This window comes from Streptomyces sp. 3214.6 (assembly GCF_900129855.1).
GTDB lineage: Bacteria > Actinomycetota > Actinomycetes > Streptomycetales > Streptomycetaceae > Streptomyces > Streptomyces soliscabiei.
In genome coordinates this window covers 1,574,332-1,598,507 of the sequence record NZ_LT670819.1, presented here as the reverse complement: position 1 = coordinate 1,598,507, position 24,176 = coordinate 1,574,332, and the positions used below count along the sequence as shown (strand labels likewise).

Genomic DNA, 24,176 nt, shown 5'->3' with positions numbered 1-24,176 from the left:
ATTCCTTCCGGTCCCATTGTTTATAACGATCGTCATAGCATAGCGTGACCCCACCTCTCACCGGACCACTGGGCGGCGCGGACGAGTCGGGGCTGCGCTTCGGGCTCGGTTTCGGACTGCCGTCGCCCGCGGTGCCGTATCTGCCGGAAGGCCGGATCTGCTTCTGGACGGGCTGGGGCGGATCGGTGGTCGTGATCGACACGGAACGCCGGGCTGCGATGGCGTACGTCATGAACCGCATGGGCGCCGGGCTGCTCGGCGACGACTGCACGACCCGGTACGTCAAGTCAGCCTTCGCGGCCCTGGAATGAAGGTGCACCCATGACTTTCGCCAGCCCCCCGCCGGAGGTGTCCGACATCGCGCAGCCGGTGACTCCGCGCACCACCGCATCTGTCATGGTTATAACGACTGTCATAACGTGAAAGGGGTCACCCATGGCCGAGCCGGTAGTCCTGGTGGCGACGATCGTCGCCAAGCCGGGCCAGGAAGAGCTGGTCGAGAAGACGTTCAAGGCGGCCATACCCGCGGTGCACGCCGAACCCGGGTGCCTGCTGTACGCGCTGCATCGCAAGGCGGGCACCACCGGGGAGTTCGTCATGATCGAGAAATGGGCCTCGCAGGAGGCGCTGGGCGCGCACATGAAGGGTGCCGCGATGCGGGAGATCGGCGTCGTCCTGGCGCAGGCACTGGCCGGCCCCCCGGACGCGCTCTTCCTGGAGGCCCTCGCCGCCGGCGCACCGGACCTCGGCACCGTCTGACCGACCACTCTGGCCCTGGCCGGCAGCCACACCCGTCGGCCAGGGTCCGCACATCATCCTGGAGGAGCTTTCCCATGAAGAGCCTGATGTTCGTCGCGCCCGGACAACTGCGCTTCGACGAGGTCGACGCCCCCACGATCGTCGACGGCAAGGACGCGCTCGTACGCCCGCTCGCGGCCACGACGTGCGACCTCGACCACCACGTCATCGCCGACAAGACCCCGTTCTCCGGCTTCGGTCCCTTCCCGCTCGGCCACGAGTGCGTGGGCACGGTGGTCGAGGTCGGCCCCGACTGCACGGACGTCGCGGTCGGCGACGTCGTCGGCGTCGCCTGGCACATCGCGTGCGGCACCTGCGCACAGTGCGAGCTCGGACACACCGCCAGCTGTCTCCTCCACGGCGACGCCCAGTACGGCCTTCCGGTGAACGGGGCCTGGGGCGGGACCTTCGACGAGCTCATCCGCGTCCCCTACGCGGACTTCAACCTCGCCAAGCTGCCCGCCGGGGTCGACCCCGTGCACCTGGCGTCGATCGGCGACAACCTCGCGCTCGGCTGGGAGACGGTGATGCCGACCGTGGCCCAGATCACCGCCCCGAAGGTCGCGGTCTTCGGCGGGACCGGTTCGATCGGCCTGTACTGCGTCGACGTCGCGGTGCACTGCGCCGGCGCCCGCACCGTGTACTACGACGACGACCCGGTCAGGATGAAGGTCGCCGAGCAGCTCGGCGCCGAGGTCCACGACATCCACGGCAAGCGCGAGAAGGACTTCCACCTCGCGGTGGACGCCGGCTGCAACCCCGAGCGGCTGCGCAAGGCGCTGCTGTCGGTCATGCCCGAGGGCCATGTCAACAGCGTCGGCATCTACTTCGACGACGTCCAGCTCCCGCTGCTCGCGCTCTACCAGCGCGGGGTCCACTTCCACAACGGCAAGGGGCATGCGCGGCCGAACATGACACCGACTCTTGAAGCGGTGGCCGCCGGCAAGCTGCACCCCGAACTGGTCACCAGCTCCCTCCACACCTGGGAGGAGATCCCCACCGTGCTGACCTCCGACGGGCCCGGCCACAAGCCGATCTTCGTCCTGGAGAACTGAAGACCGGGTCTGTCGGCCCGTCGTTGGCGACGCGTCGCGACGATGCGGGCCCCACTGCCAGTCGGAGCGTCTGGACGTAAATCCGTTGCGGCGAAGGGTGGCGATCGCCCTACGGTTGCTCCCCGTGACCATGGAGATGCCTTACCAGCCACTTCCGATCGACCAGTTCGACGTGCGCTACCTCCACGGGCCCGATTCCGCTCTCCAGCCGGGCGTGCCCGCCGGCGAGACGGTCGAGCTCGAGTGGAAGGGCAGCGAGGTCTACCCGGGAACCTTCCGGAAGTTCTGGGTACACGTGCCTGCACAGTACGACCCGGCGGAACCGGCATCCTTGATGGTGTTCCAGGACGGATGGTGGTACCTGGACCCCGCAGGGGAGGTACGCGGCACGATCGTCCTGGACAACCTCATTCACCGCGGCGACATCCCCGTCACCATCGGCGTGTTCGTCGATCCTGGCGTCTTCCCCGATGCGGAGAACCCGAAGAACCGTAACAACGAGTACGACGCCTTCGACGACAGGTACGTCACCTTCCTCCTCACTGAGATCATCCCGCAGGTGGCGGAGCGGTACACCATCGCCCAGTCGCCCGAACAGTGGGGAATCTGCGGCGGGAGCAGCGGCGGCAACTGTGCCTTTACCGCCGCGTGGCTGCGTCCGGACAAGTTCCGCCGCGTCATCGGATACCTGTCCAGCTTCGCGCAGATGCCGGACGGCAATCCCTACCCGGACCTCATCTCCCGTGTCCCCCGCAAGCCGCTGCGCGTCTTCATGCAAAGCGGCCACCGCGACCTGCACTGGAATGAGCCCCAGGGGAACTGGCTCGCCGAAAACCTGCGCGTGGCAGCCGCTCTTGCCGAAGCGGGCTACGACTTCCGCCTTGTCCTGGGAGACGGCGGACACAGCCCCAACCACGGCGGCGTCCTGCTGCCGGACGCTCTGCGCTGGCTGTGGCGGCCCAACGAGGACTGATCGATACACGCATCATCCAACCTGGCGCCGGCTGTCCAGCTCACACTTGTGCTTCCTGGCCCTGCTCGCCCTGGCCCATCTCGCCTGTGGCGAGGGCCTGCGCGTCCTGCGCGTGCGGACGGCCCCCAGAGGGCGGAAGCAGCCGAGCAGGCGGCTGTTGGCGGCGTTGACCACGGCGTCGGCGGCAAGGGTGGTGACGCCTCCCCGCCATAGGACGGCCTCGGCCGGGGCCCGGAAGGCCGTGCCGTGGAACTCCTCTGCGACCGTGGGCAGTTCACGTGCCGAGACGGCGGGCCGCAGGCGCCGTTCCGCGCCGAGGAGCGCGTCCAATTCCCGCTCAGCTCCCTCCGGTAACGGACCGGGATCACGTACGGTCAGCAGGGCGCGCAGCATCCGGCGGGCGGTGCCGGCGTCGGCGAGGTGTCTCAGTGAGTCGGCCCGCAGCCCCAGCCGGGACACGGTCGGATCGGCGCTGAGCAGGTGTAGTGCCGAGCGTACATGGGCGTCCAGCCGAGCCGCTGTGGCCGGGGCCGCCGTGGGGCGGACGGGCTCGTCGAGGGCGACGGCCGACCGGTAGGCGGCCAGGGGCAGCGCGGAGAGCTGTGTCCGCGTCCCGGCGACGGCATCGGACTCGACGCTGATCGGAATGATCAAAGGCTCCGGGTGGGGCGGGTGAACGAGGTGTGCTGATGGCCCGGCCTCCGCACACCGTCGCGCGGGGCCCGGGCCATCGGCGGATGGATCACGTCTTGCCTGCGTAGGTGAGATCGCTCATGTCAGAACAGGCCGTTGCCGTGGGGCAGTTCGTCCGGGACGGGCGAGATGACGTCCCAGTGCCGGCGACGAGCCCGCCCAGGGCCTCGGGCCCGTCGGCGGCGAGCGCGCCGTGCGGTGCCGACGGCTGTGCGGGTCAGCGCCCGGTCGCGCGGACCACGTCGGCGAGGGGCGTGGCGGGGCGGCCGGTGAGGCGGGGCACCGCGTCGCTGACGCCGTCGAGTTCGCCGGACGCGATGGCCGTGTAGGTGGACACCCACGCGTCCAGCTGCCACAGCGGGGCGCCGTAGGAGGCGCGGGACGCATAGGCCTCCTCGACCGTCTCCTGTCGGTAGGTGACGGTGCGTCCGAGCTGCTCGGACAGGACTGCGGCCGCTTCGTCCAGGGTGAGCGACTCGGGCCCGGTCAGGTCGTAGGCGAGGCCCGCATGGTCGTCGGGCCGGGACAGCACCGCGTCGGCGGCGTCGGCGATGTCGTCCTGGCCGACGAACGCGGCGCGCCCGTGCCCGGCCGGGCCGCGGATGACGCCGTCCTCGCCGACGAGGTCGGGTACGAACTCCGCGTAGAGGTTGTCCCGGAGGAAGGTGTACGCCAGGCCGCTCGCGCGGATGTGCTGCTCGGTGTGGAAGTGGTCGCGCGCCAGGGTGAAGGTGGCGTCGGGCGCCGCGCCGTAGAAGGAGACGTACACCAGGTGCCGGACGCCTGCCTCCGCGGCGGCGTCCACGAACGTCTTGTGCTGCGCGAGCCGGTCGGCGCTCTCGGAGGCGGAGACCATGAAGACGGTGCGGGTACCGGCGAGGGCCTCCCGTACGGCGTCCTGGTCGGCGTAGTCGCCTCGCACCGCCACCGCGCCGGGAAGTCTTGGAGCGCGTGCCGGGTTGCGGGTCAGGAGCTGCTGCGGGACGCCCCGCTCGGCCAGTCGCCGCGCGACGCGCCCGCCCAGTCGGCCGGTGGAGCCGGTGACGGCGATCGTGGCTGCGGATACCTCGGATGCCTGGGATACCTCGGATGCCTGGGACATGTCGTGACTTCTCTTCCTGTGGTGACGGAGGCGCGCTGCCGCCGGACGTCAGGGATCGAGCCCGTCGAGGAGCCGGTCCGCTCCCTGAGGAACGGACAGAGCTCGTGCCCCGAGGTCCGAGGGGACGTCGGGATGGCCGGGGTTGATCCGGACGAGGCGGGCCCGAGGGGTCTGGCGCACCAGGTTCTCCATGGGCCGGCGGATCACGCCGGGAGTATTGCATCCGGCCCCGATGTCCAGCACGAGCAAGGTGCTGTCCGTGGGCGCGTCATCGAGCCACCGGGTCCCTCACCCGGCCCGTGTCACGGTCGCACGCGGCGAGGATCGTGTCGAGGAAGGGCCTGCTGGACCAGGTGTCCCGCGTGCACGGAACCGTGCACTGGAGGCGGCCGTAGTCGCCCTGCGGGGTGAAGACCCGGTCCGCCTCGAAGCCGTTGCGGGCGAAGAGGGCGTCGACGTTGGACGTCATCACCCAGTGGTCGCGGTCGCCGACCAGCCGCCCAGCGTGCGGTACAGGGGGTTGGGTTCGGTGCGGTAGCGGATGTCGTCGATGTGGACGGCCCAGGGCCAGGCAGTGGGCGGCGCCACTGGCGTGCGCGGCTCTCGGTGTCCCGGGTCTTCTGGACAGCGCCGCCGGGGCCGATCCGGGTCTCCCGGCCGCTCTCATGATGATGATCGGGTTCACCGTGCCGCTGCTCGCGCGGGATCGTCATCCCTTCGCGGTCTTCGCCGTCATCACGGCCTTCTCCAGTGTCTCCGGCTGTCCTGGCCCCGTCCTCAACGTAGAAGCGGATTGCCGCTCCACCCCAGCACCGGAGGACCGATTGTGGCTGGGTCCGGTCCTGCCGAAGTAGTAACGGGCCTCCTTCTCTCCTCCACGGGCGGGCGGCCGCCACCGGCCGCGTCGCGCCCGCGGGTGCCGTAAAGGGCTGGTCAGAGCCGTCCGGTTGTCCTGCTCGGAGTGACGCGGACGATGACGCGTGCCCCGTCGTTCTTCGAGGCCGGGTTGAAGGTGGCGTACTCCTGGCCCGTGTACTTGAGGGAGAGCTCGTTCGCCAGGTCGTTGGCGGGGTCGGGGGTGAGCGTCGCGGTGCCGCGGATCTCGGCGTAGGTGTACGGGTTCTCGGGCGGGTTGATCATCACGGTGACGCGCGGGTCACGAGCGATGTTCTTGCCCTGGGCCCGGTCCACGGTGGTGGAGAACAGCAGGTCGTCGCCGTCGCGCTTGATCCAGACGACGGTCAGGTGCGGCCGCCCGTCGGCCGCCACCGTCGCCACGGTCGCGAAGACCCGGGAGTCGTCGAGGTACTTCTTCAGTTCGTCGGAGAGCTCGGCTGCCACGGTTCGAAGTCCTTTGTCCGATGTCGTATGTGAGGTCGAAGCGGAGCCACGAGGGTGCGGTGGATCCGAGAAGCGCGTGTGCTGCAACCCTGGCGCGGCCACGAGAATTCCCGTCGGGCAGCACGTCGACGGCGGGCGGTGACTACCGTTCTCCGTACGGCCGTTGGAGGCACTTGGTGATCTCTTGGCCTGTCGCACACCCCATGTACCGGCGACTTTCACATCGGCGTCATCCGACCCTTCCCTGACGTTCGGTGCCCTTGGAAAACTCCTTGCGCGCGCACTCCGTCACCGAACCGGCCGGCAGAACCCCAGCTGCACGAGAGGTGCCTCACCCATGTCCGAAGTAAACCGGCGCCGCTTCCTCCAACTCGCGGGCGCCACAACGGCGTTCACCGCGCTCTCCAGCTCCGTCGAGCGAGCCGCCGCGCTGCCCGCGAACCACCGCACGGGGTCGATCGAGGACGTCGAGCACATCGTCGTCCTGATGCAGGAGAACCGGTCCTTCGACCACTACTACGGCAAGCTGAGGGGTGTCCGCGGCTTCGGCGACCCCCGCCCGGTGACCCTCGCCGGCGGAAAGTCCGTCTGGCACCAGCCGGACGCCGGCGGCAAGGACGTCCTGCCGTTCCACCCGGACGCCGACGACCTGGGCCTCGCCTTCATCCAGGACCTCCCGCACGGCTGGAACGACGGCCATGCCGCCTTCAACGGGGGCAAGTACGACAAGTGGGTGCCCTCGAAGGGCGCCACGACGATGGCGTACCTCACCCGCAAGGACATCCCGTTCCACTACGCGCTCGCCGACAGCTTCACCATCTGCGACGCCTACCACTGCTCCTTCATCGGCTCCACCGACCCCAACCGCTACTACCTGTGGACCGGCTACACCGGCAACGACGGCAAGGGCGGCGGCCCGGTCCTCGGCAACGACGAGGTCGGCTACAGCTGGACGACGTACCCCGAACGTCTGGAGCAGGCAGGGGTCTCCTGGAAGATCTACCAGGATGTCGGCGACGGCCTGGACAAGGAAGGCGGCTGGGGCTGGATCCAGGACGCCTACCGCGGCAACTACGGCGACAACTCGCTGCTCTACTTCACCCAGTACCAGAACGCCCAGCCCGGCGACCCACTGTACGACAAGGCCCGCACCGGCACCGACGCCCGCAAGGGCGAGGGCTTCTTCGACCAGCTGAAGGCCGACGTCAAGGGCGGCAAGCTGCCGCAGATCTCCTGGATCGTCGCACCCGAGGCCTTCACCGAGCACCCCAACTGGCCCGCCAACTACGGCGCCTGGTACATCGCCCAGGTCCTCGACGCGCTCACCTCGGACCCGAAGGTGTGGGCGAAGACGGCGCTGTTCGTCACCTACGACGAGAACGACGGCTTCTTCGACCACCTGCTCCCGCCGTTCCCGCCGGTCTCGGCCGCGCAGGGCAGATCGACGGTCGACGTCGGCCCGGACCTCTTCAAGGGCGAGAGCGGACACACCGCCGGCCCCTACGGACTCGGCCAGCGGGTGCCGATGCTCGTCGTCTCCCCCTGGAGCAAGGGCGGCTACGTCTGCTCCGAGACGCTTGATCACACCTCCGTCATCCGGTTCATGGAGCGCCGCTTCGGCGTCCACGAGCCGAACATCTCGCCGTGGCGCCGGGCGGTCTGCGGCGACCTGACCTCCGCCTTCGACTTCTCCCGCAAGGACACCCGGCCACTCGCCCTGCCCGACACCGACGGCTACCGGCCCCCGGACAAGAACCGCCACCCCGACTACGTGCCCACCCCGCCCACCAACCCCGTCCTGCCGAAGCAGGAGCGCGGCCACCGCCCCACCCGCCCGCTCAAGTACACCCCCGCAGTGGACGCTTCGGTCGATCCGACCGCCGGGAAGCTCACCCTCACCTTCGCCTCCGGGGCCAAGGCCGGCGCCGCCTTCCTGGTCATCTCCGGCAACCGCACCGACGGGCCGTGGAGTTACACCACCGGGGCGGGCACGACCATCTCCGACACCTGGAACTCGGCGTATTCCGGCGGCTCGCACGACCTGACCGTGCATGGCCCGAACGGATTCCTGCGCGTGTTCAAGCAGGCCGGCAAGGCGGCCGGGACCGAGGTGGTCGCACGGCACCTCAGCGACGGCATCGAACTGACCTTCACCCACCGCGGCTACGACACGGTGGAGCTGAAGCTGGCCGACGGGTACGGCGGCCGGACCACGACCGTCAAGCTGCGGCCCGGAGCCGTGGTCAAGCGCACCGTGGACCTGCGCGCGAGCCGACGGTGGTACGACCTCACCGTCACGTCCACCGCGGACCGCGCGTTCCTCAGGCGGTTCGCCGGCCACGTAGAGAACGGCCGCCCTGGCGTGAGCGACCCGGCGATCATCACGGAGTAGCGGCGGAGGTAAATACCCGGTCAACGCGGCATCGTGAGGGCTGGTCAGGTCCCGGTGGGCTCGGGATAGTGTGCCCCGGTGAACATACATTCGAACCAACCCACCGGCCCTGACCCGCGGGTCCAGCGCCAGGTGGAGCAGCAGGCCGGGGTCGCCCCCAGCGGCCCCGGCGGCGGCACGTTGTTCAGCGAGCCGGTGCTGGTGGTGAACCAGAAGGCCAAGCTCATCGAGCTGACCAACGAGTACAAGGTCATGGACCAGCAGGGCAACCAGCTCGGTTCCGTGGTCGAGGTCGGCCAGGGCTTCCTGCGCAAGGTCGTGCGCTTCCTCAGCGACTGGGACCAGTACCTCACGCACAAGCTGGAGATCCGCGACGCCCACGGTCAGCCGGTGCTGCGGCTGACCCGTCCGGCGAAGATCTTCAAGTCCCGCGTGATCGTCACCCGCCCCGACGGGCAGCAGGTCGGGGAGATCGTCCAGCAGAACGTCTTCGGGAAGATCAACTTCGCGATCAACGCCGACGGCCGGCAGATCGGCGCCATCAAGGCGGAGAACTGGCGGGCGTGGAACTTCGCCATCGTCGACCACGAGGAGAACGAGGTCGCCCGGATCACCAAGACCTGGGAAGGCCTGGCCAAGACGGTGTTCACCACCGCGGACAACTACGTCCTGCAGATCCACTACCAACTGCCCGAGCCGTTGCTCAGCCTGGTCGTCGCCACCGCTCTGACCGTGGACACGGCGCTGAAGCAGGACGCCCGGGGTATCGGCTGACGCCCGTCACAACGGCGTGAGATGCCCCGGCTCGGACCTCGGCCGGGGCAGCATCGCCGGTTCGGCCGACGCCGTCTGCGGGTGCAGGGCCAGCACCGCCGCCACCGGGTGCTCCTCCGTGGGCACCTCGTGGGGTGCGTCGAGTCCATGGATCGCGCCGGCTTCCGGCGCGGCCCTCGACAGCAGCACCACGCCACGCCCCGCCAGCGCCGCTCCCGCGAGGGCGAGAAGAACGCCCGCGGGCCCGCCCTGGAGGCGTTCGCCGAGGAGCAGGAGGCCTATCGCCGCGGCGGCCACCGGGTTGGCCAGCGTCACCATCGCCAGCGGGGCGCCGAGACCGCCCCGGTAGGCGGTCTGCGACAGCAGTAGCCCGCCCGTCGCGAAGGCCGCGACCAGCAGCGCCACCACGATCACCTGCACGCTGAGCAGCGGCCCCGACCGGTCCGTCGCGGCCACGGTCACCGTCTGGGTGAGCGCCGAGGCGACCCCGGAGGCGAAACCTGACGCCGTCGCGTGCCGCAGTCCGGGCTTGGCGCCGCGCCGGGCCAGCAGCCCGATCAGCGCCGCCGTCACCCCGGAGACCGCGACCGCCTCCGGCAGAGTCAGGACGTCCTCGGGGGCCGGCCCGGAGGCCGTGACCAGGATCGCGGCCAGACCGGCCAGGGTGAGGGCGGTGCCCCGCCACTCGGCGAAGGTGACCTTGCGCCCCGCGACCCGCGCGCCCATCGGCACCGCCGCGACCAGCGTGAGCGCCCCCAGCGGCTGCACCACGGTGAGCGGTCCGTACTTCAGGGCGACCACGTGCAGCAGCGCGGCGGAGGCGTTCAGCCCCACCGACCACCACCAGGCGCCGTTGCCGAGCATCCGCAGCAGGCCGGTGCCCGGGTTCCGGGAGGCCAGCCGCTCCTGCGCGACGGCGGCGGCCGCATAGGCGACGGCCGAGAAGAGGGACAGGACGACGGCGACGAGGGTGGCGTTCATCGGCCCGCTCCCACCAGGACGGGCTGCTCGGCCGGGACGAGGGTGCCCGTACCGCGTCCGGCCGTGGTGGTCGTGGTGGCCGTGCGCCGGGGGGCGTGGATCAGCGTGAGCGCGACACCGAGCAGGGCGCCCGCCACGATCGCGTCGAGCCAGTAGTGGTTCGCCGTGCCCACGATCACCAGCAGCGTCAGCAGCGGATGCAGCAGCCACAACCACCGCCACCGCGACCGGGTGGCGACGATCAGGCCGATGGCGACCATCAGGGCCCAGCCGAAGTGCAGCGACGGCATCGCCGCGAACTGGTTGGAGAGGTGGTCCGTCTGCGGCGGGCCGTACACCGACGGGCCGTACACGCGGGCGGTGTCCACCAGGCCCGTCGCCGCCAGCATCCGGGGCGGGGCGAGGGGGAAGGAGAGGTGCAGCACCAGGGCGGCAGCGGTGAGGGCGGAGAGCACCCGGCGGGCCCACACGTAGTGCGCCGGGCGGCGCAGGTACAGCCAGACCAGGAACGCCAGGGTGGCCGGGAAGTGCACGGTCGCGTAGTAGGTGTTCGCGACCTCGGTCAGTGCGTCGCCGTGCAGCAGCAGGGACTGCACCGAGCCCTCGCCGGGCAGATGCAGCCACCGTTCCACGTGCCACACGTCGTGGGCGTTGCGGAAGGCCTCGCCGGTGTGGCCCGTGGCCAACTGCCGACTGAACTTGTAGACCAGGAAGAGCCCTGCGACAAGCAGGAGCTCGCGGACTATCGGCGGCCGGGCCGGCGCGGCCGGTTCCGCTTGTTCAGGCTCGGTGCGGGCATTCATCCCCCGGCCCCTTCGCTGTGACGGTGGTGCGTTGAGCTGTGACGGTGGTGCCGTGACGGTGGTGCCGTGACGGTGATGCGTTGGTGGCGCGTTTGATCGATCGATACTAAGCCGTTCCGATACGCCAGTGTACCGATACGCACGGGTACCGGTACACTGGCGTTTCGATTGACATACGCCACACTGGAACCGGGCATGAAACGGAGAGGGAGAGAAGATGACGTCGCAGGCCGTGGAGGGACCGGAGCCGGTCGCCGCAACGCGCCGCTCCAAGATCACGCCCGAGCGTGAGAAGGAGTTCTTCGACGCCGTCCTCGAGCAGATCCGCGAATGCGGATATGAAGCGGTCACCATGGAAGGCGTGGCGGCCAGCACGCGCTGCAGCAAGTCCACGCTCTACCGGCAGTGGAAGACCAAGCCCCAGTTCGTCGTGGCGGCCCTGCGCTCCCGCCGGACGGCGCGGCTCGCCGGCATCGACACCGGTTCGCTCGCCGACGACCTGCGCGCGGCCGCGCGGGCCGCGGGCGGCTGGTCGACGAACGACAGCAAGCTGCTGCAGGCCCTCGGCCACGCCGTGAACGGTGACGAGGACCTCGCGCGCGCGTTGCGCGAGGCGCTCATCGACCCGGAGATCGAGGCGCTGCGGGACATCCTGCGGCGCGGCGTCGAGCGCGGGGAGATCCCGGCCGGTCACCCCGCGCTGGAGTACATCCCGGCGCAGTTGTTCGGCGTGGTCCGCGCCCGACCGGTGATCGAGGGACAGTACGCCGACCCGGACTACCTGGTCCGCTTCGTGGAGGCCGCCGTACTGCCCGCCCTCGGGCTCGCCGTGGCGTCACCGTAGAAGACCCAGGCCGCCGTTCCCGGGATGACGGAACGACGGCCTGCTCGCGCCGCACCGTGGGGACGGGGGCGGCGCGCACCCCCCGGCCGGGTGGGGTTCCCCTTTGAGCGGAGGGGCGCCCCACCCGGCCGATCGTTTTCTCCAGGAAACCCGCGGGCCCCGTGGGTCACGCGGCTCCGGCTCAGACGTCGTGGCCGCTGCCGCCGCCCTTGGCCACCTTGATGCCCTGGGTGATCGTGTCGATGACCGTCAGGCTCTGGTCCGCGTCCACGCCGAAGCGGAGCACCACCAGCCGCTTGGTGTCCGCGGGCGCCGGGAACGCCAGCGACTCGACGACGCCGTCCGCGCCCTTGCTCGTGACCGCCTTCCAGCGCACCAGGTAGCCCTTCTGCCCGGCCACCGTCACCGCCTCGGAGGCGAGCACCTGGTGCGAGGTGATCGAGCCGTACGTCTTCCCGCCGTAGGACTCCTCGGCGTTGGCCGCGATGTCCGCCTTGGCCACCTGCTCCGCGGTGCCGCCCTTGGTCTCCAGCGCCTCGACGGGCGCCGAGTACACGCCCCCCTTGGTGCAGGTCTTCGAGGTGTCGCCGGGGCACTTGTAGGAGGAGTCGGAGGTGATCTGCGCTCCCACGCTGAGCTCCTGGCCGGTCCAGCCCTTCGGGATGGGGATGCTGATCCCGTTGAGCGCGTCGGTCACCGCACCGCTCTTGATCTTCGGCGCCTCGGACTCGCCGGGGGAGGGTGAGGCCCCGCCCGAGCCGCCGGATCCCCCCGAACCACCGGGCCCGCCGAACGGCCCGCCGTTGCCGCCGGGACCGCCCTGTCCGCCCGGCCCCTGGGCCGTGCCGCCGCCACCGCCCGAGCTGTCGTCCTTGGCCAGCGCGTACACGCCGACCCCGATGCTCGCGAGGACCGCGACGGCCGCCGCGACGGCTATGCCCGTCCGCAGCCCGCGCCGCTGTCCCGCGCCCGCGGGGGCGCCGGGCTGCCCGGGATAACCCGAATAGCCTGGATAGGTCGGATAGCCGGGATGCCCCGGTTGTGCCGAATATGTTCCGTCGGTCGAGGTCTGCGCCGGCGGACCCCATACGGCGGCCGAGCCCACGGCGCGGGTCTGGTCCGTCCATGTTTTGCCGTCCCACCAGCGTTCGGTGGCGGGACCGTCACTTGTCTGCCCCGGATCGGGATACCAGCCGGGAGGAGTCACCTGCGTCATGCCCCCACCGTATGAGGCGTCGGTGAAAGCCGGATGAGAGGGCGGGTACTCGGCGGAAATCGGCTCCGGTCGCCGCGCCGGTGTGCCGACCGCCCGCTTGGCGTGAATTCGACGTCAATTCGGCGCGCGTCACCCGCCGTTGACGCAAGGAGGCCACTCCCGCAGGCCCGCCGGGGCGTCGAGGGCCGCCCCTTGTCACTCGTCGAGGCGGGACCTGCGCCGACCGCCCTCCGCGCGGGCCCCCGGACGGTTACGCTCGAGGTCTGTACGTCGTTCGGGCGACTTGGGGAGGTAGCGGGATGACGGAGGTCAGGCCGGCGGCGGCCGCCTCGACTTCCCTCTGGGAGCGCGAGAGGGAAGTCGCCGCGATCGCGCAGGCGGTGGAGACACTCTGCGCCCGCCAGTCCTCGTCGGGTCACCTGCTGGTGCTCCGGGGCGAGGCGGGATTCGGCAAGACCGCTCTGCTGGCCGAGACACGTCGCATCGCCGAGGACCACGGCTGCATGGTGTGGTCGGCCCGCGGCGGCGAGACCCTGAAGTCCGTCCCCTTCAACGTGGTACGGCAGCTGCTGCAGCCCACGCTGCTGTCCCTGCACCCGGAGGAGGTCCGCGAGTACCTCGGCGACTGGTACGACATCGCGGGCCCCGCCCTCGGCATAGCGGAACCCGGCGACGGCCACGCCGACCCGCAGGGCGTGTGCGACGGCCTCGTCGCCGCCGTGACCCGGCTCGCCAGGCGGGACTACCCGCTGGTGGTCCTCGTCGACGACGCGCACTGGGCCGACCAGGAGACCCTGCGCTGGCTCGCCGCGCTCGTCGAACGCCTCGACGAGCTCTCCGTCCTGGTCGTCGTGGCCCGTCGGCCCGACGAGGTCAAGGGCGACGCCGCCCGCCACCTCGATGCCATCGGCGAGGCCGCCGGCCGCGCCGTCACCAGCCTCAGCGCCCTGACGCCGGCCGCGGTCGCCGGCCTCACCCGCGCCACCCTCGGCGCGCACGCCGACGCCGCGTTCTGCCGCGAGGTGTGGGCCGTCACCGACGGCAACCCCTACGAGACCGTCGAACTCCTCGCCAAGGTCCGCGACAGCGAACTGGAGCCGAGCGAGTCCTCGGCCGCCGAACTGCGCCCCCTGAACCGCGCGGCCCGCGGCGGCGGCCTCGTCGACCGCCTGGAGAAACTGGGCGTCGACGCCACCAAGTTCGCCATGGCCGCCGCGATCCTCGGCGCCGACATCTCCGTCGCCCAGGCGGCCCGGCTCGCCGGCCTCGGCCGGGACGACGCGGTGCGCTGCGCCGAACTGCTGCGCAACGCCCGCATCCTCACCGAACCCGCCCCGGGCGCCGTCCCCGCCGACGACGGCGACCTGGAGTTCGTCCACCCGCTGATCGCCTCCGCCGTCTACGACTCCATCCCCACCGGCCTGCGCACCGCGATGCACGGCATCGCCGCCCAGGTCGTCGCCGACGCGGGCAACGGCTTAGCGGCCGCCTCCCGGCACCTCCTCCAGGTCCACGCGGAGGGCGACGAGGAACTCGTCGAGCAGCTGCGCGAGGCCGCCCGCGAGCACCTCGCCGTCGGCGCCCCGGACGCCGCCCGCCGCTGTCTGGAACGGGCTCTGCGGGAACCGCCCGCCCCCGACGTCCACGCGCACGTGCTCTACGAACTGGGCTCCGCGACCTTCCTCACCGCACCCGCCAGGACCATCGAACACCTGCGCACGGCACTCGGCATGCCCGGCCTCGACGGCGCCGAGCGCGTCGACGCCGTCTGCCGCCTCTCCCAGGCGCTCGTGCACAACGACCAGCTGGAGGAGGGTGTCCGCACGGTCGAGGCGGAGGCCGCCCGGCACGCCCCCGGACCCGCCCGGCTGCGACTGCAGGCCGTGCAGCTCATGTGGGAGGGCGTGCACGCCGGCGAGGCGGCCTCACCGCGCGGCTCGGAGAAACTCGCCTCGCTCGTCGCGGCCTGTACCGGCCGGGACAACGCCGAGCGCGCCCTGCTCATCCTGCGCGGCTTCGACGCGGCGATCCACGGCGAGAACGCCATGGAGGTCGTCGAGTTCTGCGACCGCGCCCTCGTCAACGGCCGCCTCGCCCCCGGTCTCGGCTGGACCGACCAGGAGTGGGGCATCGAACTGCTGATGATGCTGGCCGGCTCCTACGCCTACACCGACCGGCTCGACCGCGCCGACGCCCTCCTCAACGAGGCCCTGCGCGCCTACGTCTCCGTCGGCTGGAGCGGCGGCCACCTCGCCCTGGCGCACGCCTACCTCGGTGTGGGACTGCGCCGCCGGGGCCGGCTGAAAGAGGCCGAGGAGTCCCTCAGGGAATCGCTGCGCCTCGCCGAACGCGTCGGCCGCGGCCTGCCCCTGTACTGGTCGGCGACCTGCAACCTCGTCGACACGCTGCTGGTCCGCGGCCATGTCGCCGAGGCCTGGGAGACCGCCGAACAGTACGGCTTCGCCCCGCCGTACCCGTCGACGATCGTGCTGCCCGACCCGCGGACCGTGCGCGGCCGGCTGCTGCTGGCCGTCGGCCGGGTCAAGGACGGCATCAACGAGCTGGAGGCCGCCGAGAAGGCCGCCACCGCCCGCGGCCACCTCAACCCGGTGATGAGCCCCTGGGCCGTCGACCTCGCCCGGGCCCTGGCCGGCGAGGACCCGGACCGCGCGAACCGGCTCGTCATCGAGGCCCGCCGGCAGGCCGAACGCTTCGGCACCGACACCGCGATCGGCGAGGCCCTGCGCTGAGCCGCCGCCCTGGAGACCGGCCAGCGCGCGGTCCGCCTCGCCCAGCAGGCGGTCACCTATCTGGAGTCCTCGCCCTGCCAGTACGAACACGCCGCCGCCCGCATCGAGTACGGCATCCTGTCGCGCTCCGCGTCCGAACTCGGCCGGGGCCTGACCCTGGCCCGTTCCTGCGGCGCCGACGGCCTGGCGGAGAAGGCACAGCTGGCCCTGAAGAGGCTGGGCGCGCCGCAGGTGGGCCTCGTCCCCGGACAGACCCGGAGGTAGCTCCCGGACGCTCCACGGCGCTGCGGCCGGATGCGTCTCAGCCGGTCCCGTGCTCCTCCGCGAGCACCCGCTGGGCCGTCGCGAAGGCCGAGTTCGCCGCCGGGACCCCGCAGTAGACGGCCGTCTGCAGCAGGACCGCGCCGATCTCGTCCGGCGTGAGCCCGTTGCGCCGGGCCGCTCGCACGTGCATGGCCAACTCGTCGTAGTGGCCGTGCGCCACCAGCGCGGTCAGTGTGATCATGCTGCGCTCGCGGCGGCTGAGCGTCGGGTCGGTCCAGATCTCACCCCAGGCATAGCGCGAGATGAAGTCCTGGTAGCGCGCGGTGAACGCGTCCTGCCCGGCCTGCGCCCGGTCCACATGCGCGTCCCCGAGCACCTCTCGCCGCACCTGCATGCCCCGCTTCGCCCCGCCGTCGAGATGTGCCCGCAGCGCGGTCAGCACGGCCTCGGGACACTGGGCGGGCGCGAGATGCGAGGCCCCCGGCAGCTCGACCAGCGCCGCACCCGGCACCGCGTCCGCGATCTCCCGCAGATGCGCGGGCGGCGTCGCCGGATCATGGCGTCCGGCGATCAGCAGCGTCCGTACGGCGATCTCCGGCAGCCGCTCGCGCAGGTCGAACGTGCTCAGCGCGTCACAGCACGCGGCGTAGGCCTCCGGGTCCGCGTCACGGTGGTCGGCGATCAGCTCCGGCACGGTGAACCCCGGTGTGAACCAACGGGCGTTCGCGTTCTCGGCGAGCCCCGCCAGACCCTCCCTGCGCACCAGCGCGGCTCGCTCCTCCCACGGCTTCGACCCGTTGAAGTGGGCCGAGGAGCAGATCATCGCCAGCGACGAGAGGCGTTCGGGGTGGTGCAGCGCCAGGTGCAGACCCACCGCGCCGCCCAGGGAGACGCCCGCGTACGCGAACCGCTCCAGGCCGAGGGAGTCGGCGAGCGCCAGCACCAGTTCGGCGAGATCGCCGACGGTGGCCCCGGGACCGATCAGGTCGGCCGCCGAACCTCCGTGCCCCGGCAGGTCCCAGCGGACCACCCGATGCGTGACGGACAGCTCCGGCGCCACCTTGTCCCACAGGGCGTACGAGGTGCCCAGCGAGGGGCCGAGCAGCAGCGGGGGCGCGGAAGTCGGGCCCTCGGCACGGTGGTTGAGCAGTTTCTGTGTCAACGTCGCTCCAGGGCGCGGTCGGTGAGGGCTCCGGCGGAGCCGGTATAGCGGGCGGGGTCGGTGAGGTCGTCGAGCGCGACGTCCTTCAAGTCGGGTTCCTCGGCGAGGAGTTCGACCAGGGGACGATCCTCGGCGTAGGCACGGCGGGCGAGTTCCGTGAGGAGTTCCTTGGCGCGGGCCCGGCCGAGCACGGCCGACAGCTCGGCGGACAGCCGCTCGGAGACGATCAGCCCGTGGGTGAGGTCGAGGTTCGCGCGCATCGCGTCCGCGTTCACCCGCAGGCCCTCCGTCAGCTCGGCCGCGTCCCGGGCGGCCCCGCCGGCCAGCCGCAGCAGATCCCGCAGGGGCTCCCACTCGGCGTGCCAGGCCCCGGCGGGCCGCTCGTCCTCCGCCGCCAAAGACCCCTGCAACGTGGCCGCGAGCTGCGGGGCGCGCCGGGCGGCGGCCGCGATCAGCGTGGACCGTACCGGGTTGGCCTTGTGCGGCATGGCCGAGGAACCGCCCCCGCTGCCCTCCGCCACCTCGGCGATCTCGGTGCGGGCGAGGCAGAGGACGTCCGTCGCGACCTTCCCCAGGGCGCCCGCCGTGAAGGCCAGACAGGCGGCGAGGTCGGCGATCGGCGTCCGCAGGGTGTGCCACGGCAACTGCGGTGCCCGCAGCCCGAGTTCACGGGCGTACACCGCGGGCAGGGCGGTCGCGTCCTGCGCGCCGTACGCCGTGAAGGCCGCCAAGGTGCCTGCCGCGCCGCCGAGTTGGGCGGGCAGCGTGTCCCGTACGGCGGTCACGCGGTCGCGTGCGTCGAGCACCAGCGACCGCCAGCCGGCCGCCTTCAGACCGAACGTCGTCGGTACGGCGTGCTGGGTGAGCGTCCGGCCCGGCATCGGCGTGTCCCGGTGCTCGGCGGCGAGCCTGGCCAGCGCGCGCCGGCTGCGGTCGAGGTCGGTCAGGACGAGGCCGAGCGTGCGCACCGCCACCAGCATCATCGCCGTGTCCATGATGTCCTGGCTGGTCGCGCCCCGGTGGACGTACGGGCCGTACCGCGTGCCGACCGCCTTCGTCAGATCGGCGACCAGCGGGATCACCGGGTTCCCGCCGCCTCGGGCCCGCTCGGCGAGGGACCGCACATCGAAGTCGCCGGTGCCGGCCGCCGAGGTGACCGCCGCGCCGGCCCCTTCCGGGGCCAGCCCCAGCGTCTCCTGGGCGCGGGTCAGCGCGGCCTCCGCGTCGAGCAACGCCCGCAGAAACGCGTTGTCACCGGTCGCGGAGGCGGCGGCGGAGCCGGTCCACCCCGGGGAGAGCAGACCGGCCTCGGACAGACCGGCCTCGGACAGACCGTCGGTGTGCGCAGGGGTCACTGGAACTCCAGGAAGACCGTTTCGCCCTCGCCCTGAAGGCGGATGTCGAAACGGTAGGTGCCCAGCGGGCCGTCCTGGGCGATCAGTGTGGCGCGGCGCGCCGGGTCCAGCTGCTTCAGCAGCGGATCGGCGGCGAGCGCCGCGTCGTCGCCGGGCAGGTAGATCCGGGTGAACAGGTGCACCAGCAGCCCGCGCGCGAACACGCACACACTCAGGTACGGGGCGCTGCGCCCGCGCGCGCCCGGCCGCAGCGTCCGCGCCGACCAGTGGCCGCCCGCCTCCGTCTGGACGCGTCCCCAGCCGGTGAACTCGACGCCGTTGCGGCCCAGGAAACCGCCGCTCGACGCATCCCGCCGCATCGAGCCGTCGACCTGGGGGAGGTTGCCCTCGGGGTCCGCGCCCCACAGCTCCACAAACGCGTCCGGCAACGGGTTGCCCTCGCCGTCGTACACATATCCCTGCAGCGCGATGGTGTCCGGGTGGCCGACCGGGGCGATGTCTCCGCCGCCGGGGAACGGCAGCGCATGACCGTAGAAGGGGCCCACCGTGTGCGACGGCGTGGGCAGCACGGTCTCCGGACGGCTCGTGTCGATCTTCGTCATCGCTGGTCAGCGCCCTTCTTCGATCCAGGTGGCGTGCGGCCCGTCGAGCACGATGTCCCAGTGGTAGCCCATCGAGAACTCGGGCACCGACAGGTTGTGGTCGTACGTCGCGATCAGCCGCTGCCGGGCGGCGTCGTCCGTCACCGACTGGATGATCGGGTCGTACGGGAACAGCGGGTCGCTCGGGAAGTACATCTGCGTCACGAGCCGCTGGGTGAACGCCGTGCCGAACAGCGAGAAGTGGATGTGGGCCGGCCGCCAGGCGTTGACGTGCTGACGCCAGGGGTAGGGGCCCGGCTGGACGGTGGTGAAACGGTAGAAACCGCTGTCGTCGGTCAGTGTGCGGCCGACTCCCGTGAAGTTCGGGTCCAGCGGGGCGTCGTGCTGCTCGCGCTGGTGCGCATAGCGGCCGGCCGAGTTGGCCTGCCAGATCTCGACCAGCTGGCCGCGGACCGGACGTCCGTCGCGGTCCAGCAACCGGCCGGAAACCGTGATCCGTTCACCGATCGGCTCGCCGTTGTGCTGCCGGGTGAGGTCGTTGTCGATCTCGGTGATGTCCCGCTCGCCGAAGGCGGGGGAGGCCAGCTCCACCAGCTCCGGGTCCTTGCTGACGTCGATCGCGACGGGCGGCTGCTTGGGGTGGCGCAGGACGGAGGAACGGTACGGCGCGTAGTCGCGGCGCGGCTGGTGCTCGACGGGCGCACCGTCGGCGCGTCGCTTCTCGTACGCGGCGTGCTCGGCCGCGATCTCCTGGTCGATGTCGGCTTGAGTGAGAGTCATGGCGTTTCCTGGGTTTCCTGTCGTTCGAGGACGAGGGCGAGGCCCTGGCCCACGCCGATGCAGAGGGCGGAGGTGTGGGCGTTGCCGACGTCGGCCACCGCCTTCGGGGCCGTGGCGACCACCTTGTCCATCCGTGCGGCCTCTTCTCTACGAATTAATCAGCGCACTGAGTATTTCACCGAGATGCATCACGCTGCCATCGGCACGCGGAACAGTCAAGGTATCGTTGGGCGCCGAGCGCTCGCGAGCCGCACTGGACGCCGGGTATTGTTCAGTGCACCGACTAATTCGGACAGTGGGAGTGCACATGGCCGCGTTGGACCTCACGACCCACCCCGGGCATCTGGCCCGGCGGCTGCAGCAGGCGCACTACCTCCTGTGGAACACGATGGTCTCCGAGGACACCACATCGCCGCAGTTCGCGGTCCTGAACGCGCTCGTCGCCGAGCCGGGACTGGACCAGCGCACCGTGGGGGAGCGGGTCGGTCTCGACCGGTCGACCATCGCCGAGGTCATCAGCAGGCTCGGCCGCCGTGGGCTGCTGGACAAGGTGCGCGACCCGCGGGACGGCCGCCGTTTCCTGCTCCGCCTCACCGATGACGGCCTGCGCACCCACCGCAAGCTGGCCGTGCGCACGGCCCGGATGAACCAGGTCTTCCTCGCGCCGCTCTCCGCCGAGGAACAGGCCCAGTTCTTCGACGTCATCCGCAGGGTCTCGGACGCGGCGGAAGGGCTGCGCAACCCGGCGGAGCCCGTGACCGCCCAGAACTGACGGCTACGGCGCCTTCACGAACACGACCCACACCTGGCCCTCGGCGAAAGCGACGGGCTTTCCGTCGTCGGCGGTGAAGTCCGTGCCGTCCGTGGCCGTCGCCCGCTTCCAGTTCACGTCGAAGACGCGTCCGTCGCGCAGCACCTCGGCCTTGCCCGCCCCCACCGTCTCGGTGTACGGCGTGTTGTTGCCGAGGAAGTCGTGGAAACGCGACGCGCGCACCGTCACGTACTGCACCACCACCGTGGCCGGCGCCACCGGCTGCCCGGTGGCCGTCACACTCGGTGTGCCGTCCATCGAGACCAGCCAGCGTGCCCGGCTCGCGGACCAGGTGAAGGTGAAGCCAGCCGCCGGGTAGCGCACGGTCTGTGAGCGCTCCGCCCTGCCGCCGGCGGGCGCGGCGCCGTGACGGAAGCCCGTGGTCAGCGCGGCGGCGCCCGGCGCGGCGGGCAGCAGCCGGCTCGGCCGCAGGTACAGGTTGTGCGGAGCGGCCCGGTCCGTGCCGCGGTAGTAGGCGCCGGACGCCTTCTCGGGTGTGACGGCGTCCAGCGGCGCCCGGTCGATCAGCGGCAGCAGCTTGCCCTGCGCCCCGGAGAACGCCAGCACCGGCCGGTCGAACTGGCGCAGCAGCTCCAGATCGGACTCGCGGGCGCTGCGCACCGGGCCGACGGCGGCCGGCAGCCTCGTCGCGTACACGGCCATCAGCCGGCTCAGCCCGCCCTCGACCTGCTCGGCGTACACGACGTCCGCCGCGTCGAGGCCGGTCTGCGGTCGGGCTTCCGGCGCGTTGTCGATCTTCACGGCGAGCACCGAGCCGGTGCCGGGGCCGGTCGGACCGGGGCTCTGCGACGCGCTCCGGCCGTCGTCGGGCCGGGAGGTCTCGTGGGAGGAGGTGCAGCCCGCGGCGAGCGAGACCGTCAGGGCGGCGGCCAGCGCCGCTGCCGACAGCGCGACGGCAGCCGACGGCCGGACGCGCCCCGCGCGCCGCCCCGTGCGTCTCGAACGACTTGTGTCCGTCATGGGCACCCCAGTTCCGTGACTTGATTGTGCGCTCATCCGTTCGACAGTGGCCATCCGTGACCGTGACCGGCCGCCACGGCGGTTCGGGACCGGGCGCGCGGGTACCCGGGCCGCAGCCAGGACCCGGGGCCCCCGGACCCGCCGGGACGGACCGGTCGGCGGAGGGAGCGCGGCACGATGAGGGCAGTGACCTGGCAGGGCAAGCGCGACGTACGGGTGGACACCGTGCCCGACCCGACGATCCAGGAGCCGACGGACGCCGTCATCCGCATCACGTCCAGCGGCCTGTGCGGCTCCGATCTGCACCTGTACGAGGTGCTCACCCCGTTCATGACCCCGGGCGACATCCTCGGCCACGAGCCCTTGGGCATCGTCGAGGCGGTCGGCGCCGGGGTGCCCGACCTCAAGGCCGGCGACCGGGTGGTGGTGCCGTTCCAGATCGCCTGCGGCAACTGCTGGATGTGTCTGAACGCGCTGCCCACCCAGTGCGAGACCACCCAGGTCACCGGCGAGGGCATGGGCGCCGCCCTGTTCGGCTATACCCGCCTCTACGGCGCGGTGCCCGGCGCCCAGGCCGAGTATCTGCGCGTGCCACAGGCCCAGTTCGGGCCCATCAAGGTGCCGGAGGGGCCGCCCGACGACCGTTACGTCTACCTCTCCGACGTCCTGCCCACCGCCTGGCAGGCGGTCGCCTACGCGGACGTCCCGCAGGGCGGCAGCGTCGCCGTGTTCGGCCTCGGCCCCATCGGCGACATGGCCTGCCGGGTTGCCCAGGTGCGCGGCGCGGGCCGGGTCTTCGGCATCGACCTGGTGGGCGACCGGCTGCGCCGGGCCCGCGCGCGGGGCATCGAGACGTACGACCTGAGGAGCTTCGACAGCGAGAAGGAACTGGTCACCGCGATCCGCGACGAGACCGACGGCCGCGGCCCCGACGCCGTGATCGACGCCGTCGGCACCGAGGCGCACGGCAGCGCGGCCGCTCGCATGATCCAGAACGCCTCCGCCCTGCTGCCGCGGAAACTGAGCGGACCGCTTGCGGAACGCTTCAGCGTCGACCGCCTGGCCGCCCTGCACACCGCCATCGAGCTGGTGCGTCGCGGCGGGACCCTCTCCCTGGTCGGCGTCTACGGCGGCACGGCCGACCCGCTGCCGATGCTCACCCTGTTCGACAAGCAGCTCCAGATCCGCATGGGCCAGGCCAATGTGCGCCGCTGGAGCGACGACATCCTGCCGTACCTCACCGACGAGGACCCCCTCGGCGTCGACGACTTCGCCACCCACCGCCTGCCGCTCGAGGACGCCCCGCACGCGTACGAGATGTTCCAGCGCAAGCAGGACGGCGCGGTGAAGGTCCTGATGACGCCGTGAGCCGCTCGGCTCAGCTCTTCGGCGGCGGCCCCAGGATTTCCGACAGGTCGTAGCGCACCGGTTCCTCCAACTGCGCGTACGTGCAACTCTGCGGGGTGCGGTCCGGACGCCAGCGACGGAAGCGGGCCGTGTGCCGGAACCGTGCCCCGTTCTCCATGTGGTCGTACGCCACCTCGGCCACCCGTTCGGGCCGCAGCGGCACCCAGGACAGGTCCTTCTTGCCCGACCAGCGGCTCGGCGCCCCCGGCAGCCGGGCCGTCTCGTGCGCGGCCTCCTGCGACCAGGCCGCCCACGGATGGCCCGCCGCGTCCTCCATGCGCAGCGGCTCCAGCTCCTCGACCAGCTCCGCCCGGCGTTTCATCGGGAACGCGGCGGACACGCCCACGTGCTGCAGCGCGCCCCGGTCGTCGTACAGGCCCAACAGCAGCGAGCCCACGATCGGCCCGCTCTTGTGGAAGCGGTATCCGGCGACCACGACGTCCGCGGTGCGCTCGTGCTTGACCTTGAACATGGCACGCTCGTCCTGGAGGTAACGCAGGGTGAGCGGTTTCGCGATCACGCCGTCCAGGCCCGCGCCCTCGTACTCCTCGAACCACTGCCGGGCCACCTCGACGTCGGTCGTCGCCGGCGCCACGTGCACGGGTGGGGTGACCCCGGCCAGCGCCCTGGTCAGCAGGTCCCGCCGGTCGCTCAGGGGCACGTCGAGCAGCGCCTTGTCGGCCAGCGCCAGAAGGTCGAACGCGACGAAGGACGCCGGGGTCCGCTCGGCCAGCGTGCGCACCCGGGAGTCCGCCGGGTGGATGCGCTCCGTGAGCGCGTCGAAGTCGAGTCGGCCCTCCCGCGCGATCACGATCTCCCCGTCCAGCACACAGCGCTCCGGCACCCGCTCCCGCAGCGCCTCCACCAGCTCGGGGAAATACCTGGTAAGCGGTTTCCCGGTACGGCTGCCCAGCTCGACCTCGTCCCCGTCGCGGAACGCGATCGCCCGGAAGCCGTCCCACTTCGCCTCGTACTGCATGCCCGGCGGAATCGCCGTCACCGACTTGGCGAGCATCGGCTTCACGGGTGGCATCACCGGCAGATCCATGCTCCGATTCTGCGCGCCTCTCGCGTGCGGCGCCCGGTGTGCGA

At 71.6% G+C, this 24,176-nt stretch carries 24 protein-coding genes and 1 pseudogene; 10 read left to right on the top strand and 15 right to left on the bottom strand.

All coding sequences use genetic code 11. The features are described from left to right. The first annotated feature begins 44 nt into the window (after positions 1 to 44). The 4 genes from B5557_RS07135 to B5557_RS07120 all read left to right on the top strand — a co-directional run bounded on the left by B5557_RS07135 (position 45) and on the right by B5557_RS07120 (position 2,826). Positions 45 to 311 (top strand): beta-lactamase family protein, encoded by a 267-nt coding sequence (locus B5557_RS07135; protein WP_231976285.1) that lies wholly within the window; start codon positions 45 to 47, stop codon positions 309 to 311. 124 nt (positions 312 to 435) lie between these two features. Then, positions 436 to 759 (top strand): putative quinol monooxygenase, encoded by a 324-nt coding sequence (locus B5557_RS07130; protein ID WP_079658322.1) that lies wholly within the window; start codon positions 436 to 438, stop codon positions 757 to 759. A 74-nt stretch (positions 760 to 833) separates the two neighbouring features. Beyond that, complete coding sequence (locus B5557_RS07125; RefSeq protein WP_079658321.1) at positions 834 to 1,853, top strand: zinc-dependent alcohol dehydrogenase; 1,020 nt, start codon at positions 834 to 836, stop codon at positions 1,851 to 1,853. 130 nt (positions 1,854 to 1,983) lie between these two features. Continuing rightward, a complete protein-coding gene (locus tag B5557_RS07120) occupies positions 1,984 to 2,826 on the top strand; it encodes an alpha/beta hydrolase (protein ID WP_231976536.1) in 843 nt (280 codons plus the stop codon). A gap of 12 nt (positions 2,827 to 2,838) precedes the next feature. Here the strand turns inward: B5557_RS07120 and B5557_RS07115 are convergent, their stop codons facing one another. From B5557_RS07115 to B5557_RS07100, 5 genes are all read right to left on the bottom strand, one after another. Continuing rightward, on the bottom strand, positions 2,839 to 3,480 hold the full coding sequence (locus tag B5557_RS07115; protein WP_197697291.1) for a hypothetical protein: 642 nt from the start codon (positions 3,478 to 3,480) through the stop codon (positions 2,839 to 2,841). Between the two features lie 256 nt (positions 3,481 to 3,736). After that, entirely contained in the window at positions 3,737 to 4,621 is an 885-nt protein-coding gene (locus B5557_RS07110; RefSeq protein ID WP_079658320.1) for an SDR family oxidoreductase, read from the bottom strand. Positions 4,622 to 4,669: 48 nt separating this feature from the next. Beyond that, complete coding sequence (locus tag B5557_RS44455; protein WP_180291483.1) at positions 4,670 to 4,828, bottom strand: hypothetical protein; 159 nt, start codon at positions 4,826 to 4,828, stop codon at positions 4,670 to 4,672. 61 nt (positions 4,829 to 4,889) lie between these two features. Further along, on the bottom strand, positions 4,890 to 5,090 hold the full coding sequence (locus B5557_RS44450; protein ID WP_180291482.1) for a hypothetical protein: 201 nt from the start codon (positions 5,088 to 5,090) through the stop codon (positions 4,890 to 4,892). Positions 5,091 to 5,554: 464 nt separating this feature from the next. Continuing rightward, the gene (locus B5557_RS07100) at positions 5,555 to 5,962 is read right to left on the bottom strand and encodes a PPOX class F420-dependent oxidoreductase (protein WP_079658319.1); all 408 of its coding nucleotides are present in this window, start codon (positions 5,960 to 5,962) and stop codon (positions 5,555 to 5,557) included. Between the two features lie 337 nt (positions 5,963 to 6,299). On the opposite strand from B5557_RS07100, the gene B5557_RS07095 reads away from it, so the two are divergent. Together B5557_RS07095 and B5557_RS07090 are read left to right on the top strand one after the other, a co-directional pair. After that, the gene (locus tag B5557_RS07095) at positions 6,300 to 8,354 is read left to right on the top strand and encodes a phosphocholine-specific phospholipase C (RefSeq protein ID WP_079658318.1); all 2,055 of its coding nucleotides are present in this window, start codon (positions 6,300 to 6,302) and stop codon (positions 8,352 to 8,354) included. A 78-nt stretch (positions 8,355 to 8,432) separates the two neighbouring features. Further along, a complete protein-coding gene (locus tag B5557_RS07090) occupies positions 8,433 to 9,128 on the top strand; it encodes an LURP-one-related/scramblase family protein (RefSeq protein ID WP_079658317.1) in 696 nt (231 codons plus the stop codon). 6 nt (positions 9,129 to 9,134) lie between these two features. On the opposite strand, the gene B5557_RS07085 is transcribed toward B5557_RS07090, so the two are convergent. Next, the gene (locus B5557_RS07085) at positions 9,135 to 10,109 is read right to left on the bottom strand and encodes a DMT family transporter (protein ID WP_079658316.1); all 975 of its coding nucleotides are present in this window, start codon (positions 10,107 to 10,109) and stop codon (positions 9,135 to 9,137) included. After that, positions 10,106 to 10,912: a phosphatase PAP2 family protein gene (locus B5557_RS07080; RefSeq protein ID WP_079658315.1), complete on the bottom strand. Its 807-nt coding sequence runs from the start codon at positions 10,910 to 10,912 to the stop codon at positions 10,106 to 10,108. The genes B5557_RS07085 and B5557_RS07080 overlap by 4 nt, the downstream gene beginning before the upstream one ends. A gap of 217 nt (positions 10,913 to 11,129) precedes the next feature. Between B5557_RS07080 and B5557_RS07075 the strand changes: the two genes are divergently transcribed. After that, a complete protein-coding gene (locus B5557_RS07075; RefSeq protein WP_079658314.1) occupies positions 11,130 to 11,756 on the top strand; it encodes a TetR/AcrR family transcriptional regulator in 627 nt (208 codons plus the stop codon). 181 nt (positions 11,757 to 11,937) lie between these two features. Here the strand turns inward: B5557_RS07075 and B5557_RS07070 are convergent, their stop codons facing one another. Continuing rightward, a complete protein-coding gene (locus B5557_RS07070; RefSeq protein WP_079658313.1) occupies positions 11,938 to 12,972 on the bottom strand; it encodes a DUF2510 domain-containing protein in 1,035 nt (344 codons plus the stop codon). A 299-nt stretch (positions 12,973 to 13,271) separates the two neighbouring features. On the opposite strand from B5557_RS07070, the pseudogene B5557_RS07065 reads away from it, so the two are divergent. Next, positions 13,272 to 15,986 (top strand): annotated as a pseudogene (locus B5557_RS07065) (ATP-binding protein). Between the two features lie 37 nt (positions 15,987 to 16,023). Here the strand turns inward: B5557_RS07065 and pcaDC are convergent. Genes pcaDC through B5557_RS45665 form a run of 5 tightly spaced genes read right to left on the bottom strand, consistent with a single transcriptional unit; the run spans position 16,024 to position 20,016 of the window. Then, positions 16,024 to 17,148 carry a bifunctional 3-oxoadipate enol-lactonase/4-carboxymuconolactone decarboxylase PcaDC gene (pcaDC, locus tag B5557_RS07060; protein ID WP_079658312.1) on the bottom strand — a complete coding sequence of 375 codons (1,125 nt, stop codon included), beginning with the start codon at positions 17,146 to 17,148 and terminating at the stop codon, positions 16,024 to 16,026. Then, the gene (gene pcaB / locus B5557_RS07055; protein WP_099935493.1) at positions 17,145 to 18,503 is read right to left on the bottom strand and encodes a 3-carboxy-cis,cis-muconate cycloisomerase; all 1,359 of its coding nucleotides are present in this window, start codon (positions 18,501 to 18,503) and stop codon (positions 17,145 to 17,147) included. The genes pcaDC and pcaB overlap by 4 nt, the downstream gene beginning before the upstream one ends. Next, positions 18,500 to 19,105 (bottom strand): protocatechuate 3,4-dioxygenase subunit alpha, encoded by a 606-nt coding sequence (gene pcaG, locus B5557_RS07050; protein ID WP_079658311.1) that lies wholly within the window; start codon positions 19,103 to 19,105, stop codon positions 18,500 to 18,502. Before pcaG ends, pcaB begins: the two co-directional genes overlap by 4 nt. 6 nt (positions 19,106 to 19,111) lie before the next feature. Further along, a complete protein-coding gene (pcaH, locus tag B5557_RS07045; protein WP_079658310.1) occupies positions 19,112 to 19,885 on the bottom strand; it encodes a protocatechuate 3,4-dioxygenase subunit beta in 774 nt (257 codons plus the stop codon). Next, positions 19,882 to 20,016, bottom strand: coding sequence for a hypothetical protein (locus tag B5557_RS45665; RefSeq protein ID WP_269460207.1), 135 nt, complete (start codon positions 20,014 to 20,016; stop codon positions 19,882 to 19,884). Before B5557_RS45665 ends, pcaH begins: the two co-directional genes overlap by 4 nt. 176 nt (positions 20,017 to 20,192) lie before the next feature. Here B5557_RS45665 and B5557_RS07040 point away from each other — a divergent pair, with 176 nt between their 5' ends. Next, positions 20,193 to 20,657 (top strand): MarR family winged helix-turn-helix transcriptional regulator, encoded by a 465-nt coding sequence (locus B5557_RS07040; protein WP_079658309.1) that lies wholly within the window; start codon positions 20,193 to 20,195, stop codon positions 20,655 to 20,657. 3 nt (positions 20,658 to 20,660) lie between these two features. On the opposite strand, the gene B5557_RS07035 is transcribed toward B5557_RS07040, so the two are convergent. Beyond that, on the bottom strand, positions 20,661 to 21,677 hold the full coding sequence (locus B5557_RS07035) for a DUF3048 domain-containing protein (RefSeq protein WP_079658308.1): 1,017 nt from the start codon (positions 21,675 to 21,677) through the stop codon (positions 20,661 to 20,663). A 177-nt stretch (positions 21,678 to 21,854) separates the two neighbouring features. On the opposite strand from B5557_RS07035, the gene B5557_RS07030 reads away from it, so the two are divergent. After that, positions 21,855 to 23,045, top strand: coding sequence for a zinc-dependent alcohol dehydrogenase (locus B5557_RS07030; protein WP_079658307.1), 1,191 nt, complete (start codon positions 21,855 to 21,857; stop codon positions 23,043 to 23,045). A gap of 10 nt (positions 23,046 to 23,055) precedes the next feature. Here B5557_RS07030 and B5557_RS07025 read toward each other — a convergent pair whose 3' ends face one another. Continuing rightward, a complete protein-coding gene (locus tag B5557_RS07025; RefSeq protein ID WP_079658306.1) occupies positions 23,056 to 24,132 on the bottom strand; it encodes an ATP-dependent DNA ligase in 1,077 nt (358 codons plus the stop codon). Positions 24,133 to 24,176 lie beyond the last annotated feature (44 nt).

Bases quoted from the DNA above. Each gene is read 5' to 3' on its own strand.
- B5557_RS07130 (WP_079658322.1), top strand. From the start codon at position 436: ATGGCCGAGCCGGTAGTCCTGGTGGCGACGATCGTCGCCAAGCCGGGC.
- B5557_RS07125 (WP_079658321.1), top strand. From the start codon at position 834: ATGAAGAGCCTGATGTTCGTCGCGCCCGGACAACTGCGCTTCGACGAG.
- B5557_RS07120 (WP_231976536.1), top strand. From the start codon at position 1,984: ATGGAGATGCCTTACCAGCCACTTCCGATCGACCAGTTCGACGTGCGC.
- B5557_RS07110 (WP_079658320.1), bottom strand. From the start codon at position 4,621: ATGTCCCAGGCATCCGAGGTATCCCAGGCATCCGAGGTATCCGCAGCC.
- B5557_RS44450 (WP_180291482.1), bottom strand. From the start codon at position 5,090: ATGACGTCCAACGTCGACGCCCTCTTCGCCCGCAACGGCTTCGAGGCG.
- B5557_RS07095 (WP_079658318.1), top strand. From the start codon at position 6,300: ATGTCCGAAGTAAACCGGCGCCGCTTCCTCCAACTCGCGGGCGCCACA.
- B5557_RS07085 (WP_079658316.1), bottom strand. From the start codon at position 10,109: ATGAACGCCACCCTCGTCGCCGTCGTCCTGTCCCTCTTCTCGGCCGTC.
- B5557_RS07080 (WP_079658315.1), bottom strand. From the start codon at position 10,912: ATGAATGCCCGCACCGAGCCTGAACAAGCGGAACCGGCCGCGCCGGCC.
- B5557_RS07075 (WP_079658314.1), top strand. From the start codon at position 11,130: ATGACGTCGCAGGCCGTGGAGGGACCGGAGCCGGTCGCCGCAACGCGC.
- B5557_RS07070 (WP_079658313.1), bottom strand. From the start codon at position 12,972: ATGACGCAGGTGACTCCTCCCGGCTGGTATCCCGATCCGGGGCAGACA.
- pcaG (WP_079658311.1), bottom strand. From the start codon at position 19,105: ATGACGAAGATCGACACGAGCCGTCCGGAGACCGTGCTGCCCACGCCG.
- pcaH (WP_079658310.1), bottom strand. From the start codon at position 19,885: ATGACTCTCACTCAAGCCGACATCGACCAGGAGATCGCGGCCGAGCAC.
- B5557_RS45665 (WP_269460207.1), bottom strand. From the start codon at position 20,016: ATGGACAAGGTGGTCGCCACGGCCCCGAAGGCGGTGGCCGACGTCGGC.
- B5557_RS07040 (WP_079658309.1), top strand. From the start codon at position 20,193: ATGGCCGCGTTGGACCTCACGACCCACCCCGGGCATCTGGCCCGGCGG.
- B5557_RS07035 (WP_079658308.1), bottom strand. From the start codon at position 21,677: ATGACGGACACAAGTCGTTCGAGACGCACGGGGCGGCGCGCGGGGCGC.
- B5557_RS07030 (WP_079658307.1), top strand. From the start codon at position 21,855: ATGAGGGCAGTGACCTGGCAGGGCAAGCGCGACGTACGGGTGGACACC.
- B5557_RS07025 (WP_079658306.1), bottom strand. From the start codon at position 24,132: ATGGATCTGCCGGTGATGCCACCCGTGAAGCCGATGCTCGCCAAGTCG.